Here is an 11592-nt window from a genome sequence, read left to right on the forward strand (position 1 = left end):
CCGGCCGCGGAGGAGAACAGCACGAACGCGGCGAGCGGACGGTCCTTGGTCAGCTCGTGCAGGTTCCACGCCGCATCGACCTTCGGACGCAACACGGTGTCCAGCCGCTCGGGGGTCAGCGACGGCACGATGCCGTCGTCCAGAACACCGGCCGTGTGAACGACCGCGGTCAGCTCCACACCCTCCAGCACCGCGGCCAGCGCAGCACGGTCCGCGACATCGCAGGCCGCGAACGCCACCTCCGCACCCAGGCCCGTCAGTTCGGCCGCAAGCTCCGCCGCTCCCTCCGCCCCGGCACCACGCCGCGACACCAACAGCAGCCGAAGCGCACCGTACTCGGCCACCAAGTGACGGGCGACCACCCGGCCGAGCGACCCCGTGGCACCCGTCACCAGCACCGTCCCGGCGGGATCCAGCGCCCGCAGGCCGCCGGAGGGGGTATCCGTTCCGCCGGCCCGCATCAGCCGCCGGGCGAACGACTCGCCCGCACGAAGGACGAGGTCGGGCTCCTCGGCGTCGAGCGCCTTCGGCAGGGCCCGCAACGAGGCCGGGTCCTCGTCCAGATCGACCAGGGTGATCCGGCCCGGGTTCTCCGACTGCGCCGAGCGCAGCAGGCCGTGCACCGCGGCGGCGGCCAGGTCCGCTCCGGAACTCGCGCCCCGGGTGACCACTGCCAGGCGGGAGTTGGCCAAGGCGTCCGCGGCCAGCCATTGCTGCAGCAGTGCAAGGGCACTGCGGACTGCCGCGTGCGTGGCATCCACCGGATCGGGGCCGAGCACGGTGGGGATCGGGAGTACCAGGGTGTCGGGGACGGCCTCGGCAGTGGTCACCGCATCGAGGTCGGCGAATCGGACCGCATCGGGCAGGCCCAGGTCGTCCCCGCCCAGCACGCCGATCGACCCGGCCGCAGCGGCGGACGGCAGCGCAACCGGCACCCACTCGGGGCGGAACAGCGACTCCTGCCGACCGCCCGCCAACTGCTCCGGCGCAAAGGGCCGCAGGACCAAGGCGCCGACCTCGGCCACCGGCTGTCCCGTACCGTCGGCCACGGCCAGCGACACCCCGTCCGCGCCGGCCGCGCCGATCCGCACGCGCAGCTCGGCCGCGCCGGCGGCGAAGAGGGAGACGCCCGACCAGGAGAAGGGCAGCCGTCCGTACCCGGTGTCCTCCAGGACCCGGCCCGCGCCGACGGCGTGCAGCGCAGCGTCGAGCAGTGCGGGGTGCAGGCCGAACGAGGCAGCCTCCGCACTGACGTCCTCCGGCAGCGCCACCTCGGCGAACACCTCACCGTCCCGCCGCCACGCCGCCCGCAGGCCCTGGAAGACCGGGCCGTAGGCGAACCCGGCTGCGGCGAAGGCCTCGTACACGCCGTCCACCGGCACCGGCTCGGCCCCCGCCGGCGGCCACACGGTGAGTTCGAACGCAGCAGTGGCGCTCCCGCCGGCCGCCAGCACACCGGCCGCGTGACGCGACCACGGCTCGTCCAGCGGTGCGTCCTCCGGCCGGGAGAAGACCGCAACCGAGCGGCGGCCGCCGTCGTCCGGAACCCCGATCGAGAGCTGCACCTGCACGGCGCCGCGCGCCGGAAGCACCAGCGGTGCCTCCAGGGTCAGCTCGTCCAGACGACCGCACCCGACCTGGTCACCGGCGCGGATGGCCAGTTCGACGAAGGCGGTGCCGGGCAGCAGCACGCTGCCGGCCACGGCGTGGTCGGCCAGCCACGGGTGGGCATCCAGCGAGAGCCGCCCGGTGAACACATGACCGTCCGCGTCGGCGAGCGCCAACGAGGCGCCGAGCAGCGGATGGTCGGCCGTCCCGAGACCGGCGGACACCACATCTCCGACGAACCCGCGCAGCGGCCGCGGCCAGAAGTACTCCTGCTGGAAGGCGTAGGTGGGCAGGTCGACCCGCCGGGCGCCGGTGCCCGCGAACACCGCTGGCCAGTCGATCCTCGCGCCGCGCACGTACAGCCGGGTCAGCGCGGTGATGACGCTCTCCGCCTCGCTGCGGTCCCGGCGAAGGGCGGGGGTGAGAACGGCCTCGGCGTCTTCGGTGACGCACTGCTGCGCCATCGCGGTAAGGGTCCCGTCGGGGCCCAGCTCCAGAAACGTCCGCACGCCCTCGGCCTCCAGTGCGGCGACCGCGTCGGCGAAGCGGACCGCCTCCCGCACATGCCGCACCCAGTACTCGGGGTCGGTCAGTTCGGTGGAAGCGAGTGCACCGGTGAGGGTGGAGACGATCGGGATCCGCGGCTCGCTGAAGGCCACCTCGGCAGCGACGGCACGGAAGTCCGCCAGCATTCCGTCCATCAGCGGCGAGTGGAAGGCATGGCTGACCGTCAGCCGCTTGGTCCGCCGTCCCTCCAGGCGAGCCAGCATGCTCAGGACCGCGTCCTCGGCGCCGGAGATCACGACCGAGGCGGGCCCGTTGACCGCCGCGATGCCAACGGTCTCGGTCAGCAGCGGCAGCACCTCCGCCTCGGACGCCTCCACCGCCACCATCGCGCCACCACGCGGCAGCGCCTGCATCAACCGACCCCGCGCCGCCACCAGCCGCGCAGCATCCGCCAGCGAGAACACCCCGGCAACGTGCGCGGCAGCGATCTCACCGATCGAATGCCCCGCCAGGAAGTCCGGCCGCACACCCCACGACTCGACGAGTCGATAGAGCGCAACCTCCAGCGCGAACAGCGCCGGCTGGGTATACCCGGTCTCGTTGATCAGCGCCTCATCGGCGATCGCCTCGCGCAACGGCCGTTCCAGCAGCGGATCCAACTCCGCACAGACCGCGTCGAACGCCGCCGCGAACACCGGGAAGGCACCGTACAGCTCGGAGCCCATCCCGACCCGCTGACTGCCCTGCCCCGCGAACAGGAACGCCGAACGCCCGGCCGTCCCCGCCACACCCTCCACCAGACCCGCGAAGGAGCCCAACTGCTCGACGATCCGCTCGGGTTCGGCGACCACCAGCGCCGCCCTGTGCTCGAAGGCGGTCCTGGTGGTGGCGAGGGAGAGGGCGAGGTCGACGGGCGACCAGGCGGGCAGCCCCTTCAGGTGCTCGGCGAGCTTGGCGGCCTGGGCGCGCAGTGCCTCGGGGGTCCGGGCCGACAGCACCAGCGGACGCGGCCCGGACCCGGGACGGTCGTCGGCGGGCGCGGGCAGCGTGGGGGGCTGCTCGATGATGGTGTGCGCGTTGGTGCCGCTGACGCCGAACGAGGAGATGCCCGCTCGGCGCGGCCGCCCGGTCTCGGGCCACGGTCGGGCCTCGGTGAGCAGTTCGACGGCGCCCTCGGTCCAGTCGACGTGCGTGGACGGCCGGCCGACGTGCAGGGTCTGCGGGAGCACGCCGTGCCGCATCGCGAGGATCATCTTGATGATGCCGGCGACGCCGGCCGCGGCCTGGGTGTGGCCGATGTTCGACTTCACCGAGCCGAGCCAGAGCGGCGCGTCCTCGCTGTGGGCCCGGCCGTACGTGGCGAGCAGCGCCTGGGCCTCGATCGGGTCGCCGAGCGAGGTGCCGGTGCCGTGCGCCTCGACGGCGTCGACCTCGGCGGCCGACAGTCCGGCGGAGGAGAGGGCCTGGCGGATGACGCGCTGCTGGGAGGGGCCGTTCGGCGCGGTGAGGCCGTTGGACGCGCCGTCCTGGTTGATCGCCGAGCCGCGCACGATGCCGAGCACCGGGTGCCCGTTGCGGCGGGCGTCCGAGAGCCGCTCGACCAGGAGCATGCCGACGCCCTCGGCCCAGCCGGTGCCGTCCGCGTCGTCCGAGAAGGACTTGCAGCGGCCGTCCCGCGCGAGGCCGCGCTGGCGGCTGAAGTCGACGAAGGTGTCGGGGGTGGACATCACGGTGACGCCGCCGGCCAGCGCGAGGGTGCACTCGCCGGTGCGCAGCGCCTGGATCGCCCAGTGCAGGGCGACCAGCGAGGACGAGCAGGCGGTGTCGACGGTGACCGCCGGGCCCTCCAGGCCGAGCACGTAGGCGACCCGGCCGGAGGCGATGCTGCCGGAGCTGCCGGTGCCGAGGTAGCCCTCGACGCCCGGCGGGATGGCGGGGAGGCGGGAGATGTAGTCGTGGTACATCACGCCGGCGAAGACGCCGGTGCGGCTGCCGCGGACCGTCTCGGGGTCGATGCCGGCCCGTTCGAACGCCTCCCAGGACGCCTCCAGGAGCAGCCGCTGCTGCGGGTCCATGGCGAGCGCCTCGCGCGGCGAGATGCCGAAGAACGCGGGGTCGAACTCGCTGGCGTTGTGCAGGAATCCGCCCTCGCGGGTGTACGAGGTGCCGGGGTGATCGGGGTCCGGGTGGTACAGGTTCTCGACGTCCCAGCCGCGGTCGGTGGGGAAGGCGGAGATGCCGTCCGTGCCGCCGGCGACCATCCGCCAGAGGTCCTCGGGCGAGCGGACGCCGCCCGGGTAGCGGCAGGCCATGCCGACGATCGCGATCGGGTCGTCGGTGAGGGCGGTGGCGGCCCGCACGGGCGCGCTCTCCGCAACGGCGTCGCGCAGGCCGAGCGCCTCGGTCAGCAGGTAGCCGGCCACGGCGTTCGGGGTCGGGTAGTCAAAGACGACGGTGGCGGGCAGCCGGACGCCGGTGGCCGCGTTGAGCCGGTTTCGCAGCTCGACGGAGGTCAGCGAGTCGAATCCGGTCTCGCGGAAGGCCTTGGCCGGGTCGACGGCGTGCGGGCCGGCATGGCCGAGCACGTGCGCGACCTGGGTCCGGACAAGGTCCAGCAGTTCGCGCTGCTGCTCGTCCTCCGTGAGCGCGAGCAGTCGCTCGACCAGCGACGCGCCGGCGGCGGAGGACACGGCATCCTCGGCGGCGCGGCGGCTGGGCCGGCGGACCAGCCCGCGCAGGACGGCGGGCAGTCGCCCGACCCTGGCCTGGACCCGCAGGCCCGCCTGGTCGAGCCGGATCGGCACCAGCGCGGCGTCGTCCCGGGCCAGCGCGGCATCGAACAGCGCGAGCCCGAGGTCGGCTGTCAGCGGTGCCACACCCCCGCGGGCCATCCGCAGTACGTCCGCGTCGTCCAGCCCGGCCGCCATGCCGCCCGCCCAGAGTCCCCAGGCGAGAGCGGTCGCGGGCAGGCCGGCGGCGCGGCGGTGGGCGGCGAGACCGTCCAGGAAGGCGTTCGCGGCGGCGTAGTTCGCCTGCCCCGCCGCACCGAAGACCCCGGCCGCGGAGGAGAAGAGCACGAACGCGGCGAGCGGACGGTCCTTGGTCAGCTCGTGCAGGTTCCACGCCGCATCGACCTTGGGCCGCAGGACGGTGTCCAGGCGCTCGGGGGTGAGGGAGGAGACGATGCCGTCATCGAGGACGCCCGCCGTGTGAACGACCGCGGTCAGCTCCACGCCCTCCAGCACCTCGGCCAGCGCAGCACGGTCGGCAACGTCGCAGGCCGCGAACGCCACCTCCGCGCCCAGAGCGGTCAGCTCGGCCGCAAGCGCCGCCGCGCCCTCCGCCCCAGCACCACGCCGCGACACCAACAGCAGCCGACGCGCACCGTACTCCTGCACCAGATGACGGCTGAACAGCGCACCCAGCGTGCCCGTCGCACCCGTCACCAGCACCGTCCCCTCGGGGTCCAGCACCGGGGCCGTCTCACGACCGTCCGGGACCGCACGCGCCAGCCGCGGCGCCAACGCGACACCACCGCGCAGCACCACCTGCGGCTCACCGCACGCCAGCACCCGCGACAGCAGACCCACCTCCGCGTCGCCGTCCAGATCCACCAACACGATCCGGCCCGGATTCTCCGACTGCGCCGAACGCAGCAGACCCAGCACCGCAGCGGACGGCAAGTCGCTGGCGTCCGATGCACCCCGGGTCACCACCACCAGACGCGAATCCGCCAACACCTCCGCCGCCAGCCACTCCTGCACCAGCGCCAACGCCTCCCGCACCGCCATGTGCGTGGCCTCGGCGGACGGGTGGGTGCCGACGGAACCGAGCGGCAGGAGGACGGTGGCCGGTGCCGGGGTCGCCCGGTCCGCTTCGAGGCGCGCCACGAGGGCGGTCAAGCTCTGGGGGGTGTCGACGGCGTGACCGGCGGCGAGCAGCTCGGCGGCGAGGCCGAGGACGTCCGCACCCACCACGGTGTGGAGCTCGGCCGTGTCCTCCGCCCGTGCGGGCAGCGGGACCTCGGTCCAGTCCACGGAGAAGAGTGCGTCGTGCTGGGCGGCGCGATGAGCGCCCGCCCCGTTCAACTGACCGACGGAGACCGGCCGAAGCATCAGCGTCTCCACGGCGGCGACGAGCGCACCTGTGGCATCGACGGCCGTCAGCGTCACCGATTCGGGCCCGGCGGGGGCGATCCGGACCCGGAGGGTGGCGGCGCCGACCGCGTACAGGGACACGCCGTTCCACGAGAACGGGAGGCGGCCCCGGCCCTGCTCGCCGTCCGACGAGGTGGCGAGGGCCGTCGCGTGGAGTGCGGCATCGAGCAGGGCCGGGTGAAGACCGAAGGCACCGGCCGTCGCGGCCGCCTCCTCGGGCAGGGCCACCTCGGCGAAGACCTCGTCGCCGCGCACCCAGGCCGCGGTGAGGCCCCGGAAAGCCGGTCCGTAGCCGAAGTCGGAGGCGGCGAGGGCGTCGTAGAAACCGGTGAGGTCCACCGGTGCGGAGTCCGCCGGCGGCCACGCCGCGGCGGCGAAGTCGGCGCCCGCGGCCGGGACCGCGCCGCTCGACAGCAGCCCGTCGGCGTGCCGCGTCCACACTGCGTCGTCGTCCGCGTCCTCTGGCCGGGAGTAGACGGACAGCGGGCGCGCACCCGCACCGTCCACCTGCCCGACCCAGACCTGGACCTGCACACCGCCCCGCTCGGGCAGCACCAGCGGGGCTTCGAGCGTCAGCTCGTCCAGGCGGTCGCAGCCGACGTGGTCGCCGGCCCGGACGGCGAGTTCGACGAAGGCCGTGCCCGGCAGCAGGACGCTGCCACCGACGGCGTGGTCGGCCAGCCACGGGTAGGTCTGCACGGAGAGCCGGCCGGAGAAGAAGAAGCCGTCGCTGTCGGCGAGCGCAACGGCCGCACCCAGCATCGGGTGATCGGCGGACCCCATCCCGATCGCCCGCGCGTCCCCGACGACGGGTGCCGTGCGGTCGATCCAGTACGCCTCGCGCTGGAACGGGTACGTGGGCAGGTCGACCCGACGGGCGCCGGTGCCCGCGAACACCGCCTGCCAGTCGATCCTCGCGCCGCGCACGTACAGCCGGGTGAGCGCGGTGATGACGCTCTCCGCCTCGCTGCGGTCCCGGCGAAGGGCGGGGGTGAGAACGGCCTCGGCGTCTTCGGTGAGGCACTGCTGCGCCATCGCACTCAGCGTGCCGTCCGGTCCCAGTTCCAGAAACGTCCGGGCGCCTTCGGCCTCCAGCGTCTGCACCGCGTCGGCAAAGCGAACGGCCTCGCGGACGTGCCGCACCCAGTACTCGGGGTCGGTCAGTTCGGTTGAAGCGAGTGCACCGGTGAGGGTGGAGACGATCGGGATCCGCGGCTCGGCGAAGGCAACCTCCGCCGCCACTGTGCGGAACTCCGCCAACATGCCGTCCATCAGCGGCGAGTGGAACGCATGGCTGACCGTCAACCGCTTCGACCTGCGACCGGCCAGCTGCCCGACCACGGCCAGGACCGCGTCCTCGGCGCCGGAGATCACCACCGAGCTGGGCCCGTTGACCGCCGCAATGCCCACGCCATCGACGAGCAGCGGCAGCACCTCCGCCTCGGACGCCTCCACCGCCACCATCGCACCACCACGCGGCAGCGCCTGCATCAACCGACCCCGCGCCGCCACCAGCCGCGCAGCATCCGCCAGCGAGAACACCCCGGCAACGTGCGCGGCGGCGATCTCACCGATCGAATGCCCGGCCAGGAAGTCGGGCCGCACACCCCACGACTCGACGAGTCGATAGAGCGCAACCTCCAGCGCGAACAGCGCCGGCTGGGTGAACCCCGTCTCGCCGATCAGCTCCGCATCCGCGACCGCCTCGCGCAACGGCCGTTCCAGCAGCGGATCCAACTCCGCACAGACCGCGTCGAACGCCGCCGCGAACACCGGGAAGGCCCCGTACAGCTCGAAGCCCATCCCGACCCGCTGACTGCCCTGCCCCGCGAACAGGAACGCCGTCCGCCCGGCCGTCCCCGCCATGCCGCGCACCCCTGCGGACCCGCCGCCGGACAGCGCCTCCAGCCCCGCCAGCAGCTGCGCCCGGTCCTCGCCGACCAGCGCCGCCCGGTGCTTGAGCGCGGCGCGGCCGACGGCGAGGGAGAGGCCGACGTCGGCCGGGTCGAGGGTCGGGTCGGCGGCCAGGTGTGCCCGCAGGCGCTCGGCCTGGGCCCGCAGGGCCGCGTCGTCGTGGCCGGAGAGGACGAGCGGCACCGGGCGGGGCCGGACGTCCGGGCGTGCTTCTGCCACCGCAGCGGTGGCGGGGGCCTGTTCGAGGACCGTGTGGGCGTTGGTGCCGCTGACGCCGAAGGAGGAGACGGCGGCCCGCCGGGGCCGGCCGGTCTCCGGCCAGGGGCGCTCCTCGGTGAGGAGCTGCACCGTACCGGCCGACCAGTCGACGTGCGGGGTGGGCTCGTCCACGTGCAGGGTGCGCGGGAGCACGCCGTGGCGCATCGCCATGACCATCTTGATGATGCCGCCGACGCCGGCCGCGGCCTGGGTGTGGCCGAGGTTGGACTTGAGCGAGCCCAGCCAGAGCGGGCGGTCCGCGGGCCGGTCCTGGCCGTAGGTGGCGATGAGGGCCTGGGCCTCGATGGGGTCGCCGAGGCGGGTGCCCGTTCCGTGCGCCTCGACGGCGTCGATCTGGTGGGCGGTCAGCCGGGCTGCGGAGAGGGCCTGGCGGATGACGCGCTGCTGTGCGGGGCCGTTGGGGGCGGTGAGTCCGCTGCTGGCGCCGTCCTGGTTGACGGCGGTGCCGCGGACGACGGCCAGCACGGGGTGGCCGTTGGCGAGCGCGTCCGAGAGCCGCTCGACGAGCAGCATGCCGACGCCCTCGCCCCAGCCGGTGCCGTCGGCGGCGGCCGCGAAGGACTTGCAGCGGCCGTCGGCGGCGAGCCCGCGCTGGCGGCTGAAGTCGATGAAGGCGTTGGGGGTGGACATCACCGCGACGCCGCCGGCCAGCGCCAGCGAGCACTCCCCGGCGCGCAGGGCCTGCACCGCCCAGTGCAGGGCGACCAGCGAGGACGAGCAGGCCGTGTCGACGGTGACCGCCGGGCCCTCCAGGCCGAGCGCGTACGCGACGCGGCCGGAGGCGACGCTGCCGGAGTTCCCGTTGCCGAGGTAGCCGGCGACCTCCTCGGGCACGGTGACCAGGCGGGAGGCGTAGTCGTGGTACATCACGCCGGCGAAGACGCCGGTGGCGCTGCCCCGGACGGACTCCGGGTCGATCCCGGCCCGTTCGAACGCCTCCCAGGAGGTCTCCAGCAGCAGGCGCTGCTGCGGGTCCATGGCGAGCGCCTCGCGCGGCGAGATGCCGAAGAACGCCGGGTCGAACTCGGCGGCGTCATGGAGGAAGCCGCCCTCGCGGGTGTACGAGGTGCCGGGGCTGTCGGGGTCCTCGTCGTACAGGGCGGAGACGTCCCAGCCACGGTCGTCGGGGAACTCCGAGACGCCGTCGCCGCCGTCGGCGACCAGCCGCCACAGCTCCTCGGGCGAGGTCACTCCGCCCGGGTAGCGGCAGGCCATGCCGACGATGGCGATCGGCTCCGGCTCCTGGTCCTCCAGCTCGCGCAGCCGCCGGCGCGTCTCGCGCAGATCGGCGGTCGCCCGCTTGAGGTAGTCGAGGAGCTTCTCTTCGTTCTCCACGTGCTGTCACACCCTTGAACCCGGTCGTGGGGGCCGTGCCGGCCGCTCCCGGGACGTCCGAGCACGTCCGGGGGGCCCTGGGCACGGCCGCCGATGATTCGCGATGAAAACGTGCGCCCGAAACTCCGCACCGACCCGGGAGGGAATCTGCCCCGGCGTTTCCGGTTCCGGCTCCCGCGCACCGGTCCGCCGGATTTCGAGTCGCCCCGGCCGGTGCAATTCCCGGCGGGGCCACGGCTCTTTCCTGCTCGCCGCCACGCTAGCAGCGGCGTTCTGCGGGAGGCATCCCCTAACCGCCCCCTAGCGACCGCCGGAAATACCCGGGGAATTTCCGCCGGACCGGCCGGGAATCAGCCCATCGGGAATTTCACCTGACCGGAGACGATGGGGTTGAGGTAGTTCGGGCCGGCGATCTTCAGGCGGTTCATGGCGAGGCCGGTGAGGCCCTCGAAGATGGCCCGGCGGGCGTTCATGGTGGTCGAGTAGCCGGGGTCCAGGTGCGGGGCGACCTCGACCACGTCCATGCCGATGACCTTGGTCTCGTGGCAGATCCGGCGGAACGCCGGGAAGATCTCGCGGTTCGTCAGGCCGCCGGGCTCGGGGGTGCCGGTGCCGGGCGCGTACACGGGGTCGAGGACGTCGATGTCGAGGGAGAGGTAGACGAACTCCGCGTTCTCCTGGACCTCGGCGATGGCCTTGTCGAGGACGGCGTGGAAGCCGATCCGCTCGATCTCGGCCATGAAGTGGGTCTTCATGCCCTGGCGCCGCATCCAGTTGAAGAGCTGGTTGTCCGGGCCGGTGACGGTGCGCACGCCGACCTGGACGACGTTGCCGGCCGGCACGCCCTCGTCCTCGATGATCCGGCGGATCGGGGTGCTGTGGGTGGCGCGGTGGCCGAGCTGGCTGTCGTGGCAGTCCGGGTGGGCGTCGAAGTGGATGACGCCGATCTTCTCCGGGCCGTACACGTCGGCGAGGGCGCCGACGCTCGGCCAGAGCAGCGAGTGGTCGCCGCCCAGCAGGATCGGGACGGCGCCGACCTCGGCGATCTCGCGCACCAGGGAGCGGATCGGGCCGATCGAGTTCGGGGTGCTGAACGCGTCGACGGCCGCGTCGCCGTAGTCCACCACGTTGAGCACGTCGAACGGGTTGATCCGGGTGCTCGCGTTGATCATCGCTTCGGGCGTGTTGAAGATGTAGCGCTCGTCGGCCCGGATCATGCGCGGCCCGTACGCGGCGCCGCGGTGGCCGACCGAGGAGTCCAGCGGGATGCCCAGCACGGCGACGTCGACGTTGCCGGCCCGCAGATCCTCCTGGTGCAGGCAGTACGGGACGCCCATGAAGGTGGCGAGTCCCGAGTAGGCGGGGTGCGCGTAGTAGCGGCGCAGGTCGATCGGCCCTGGCTCGCGGGCGGGAGCCGCGGACCGGTCGACCTCCAGGCGGAACTCCGGGATCTCGGGCTTGTCGTTCACGCGTCTCCTCGGTGGCATGGCAGGGCGGGTGTCGCGGTTGTCGCGACGGTGCGGGGCGCGGAGTGTCGCGCCGCTCGACGGGGCGCAGGCCTGCACGCGGGTCGCTGCAGATCGAGCGTAGGTCGGCCGAAATTCCGTCAGTACCCGTGTCCGCCACTACCCGACCCCTAGGTCGCCGGGACCGACCCCTACCCCGGAGTACGCAGGCAGGAGGTGGCGGCAGGCCGGTGCCCGCCCCCGGGCCGGGGGCTCAACGGGGCCCGGGCGCGGGGGGGCGGCAGACCGGGCGGGGCGGGGGGCAGGTGAGGCCCCGCGACGCCTCG

At 73.7% G+C, this 11592-nt stretch carries 2 protein-coding genes; both read right to left on the reverse strand.

Annotation, left to right across the window (positions count from 1 at the left end):
* Positions 1 to 9800: SDR family NAD(P)-dependent oxidoreductase (locus ACFV0G_RS23960; protein WP_380551466.1), on the reverse strand; the 9800-nt coding region annotated here is incomplete at its 3' end.
* 350 nt (positions 9801 to 10150) lie between these two features.
* Positions 10151 to 11269: an agmatinase family protein gene (locus tag ACFV0G_RS23965; protein ID WP_350607209.1), complete on the reverse strand. Its 1119-nt coding sequence runs from the start codon at positions 11267 to 11269 to the stop codon at positions 10151 to 10153.
* Positions 11270 to 11592 lie beyond the last annotated feature (323 nt).

Source organism: Kitasatospora sp. NPDC059571, from assembly GCF_042735675.1.
GTDB lineage: Bacteria > Actinomycetota > Actinomycetes > Streptomycetales > Streptomycetaceae > Kitasatospora.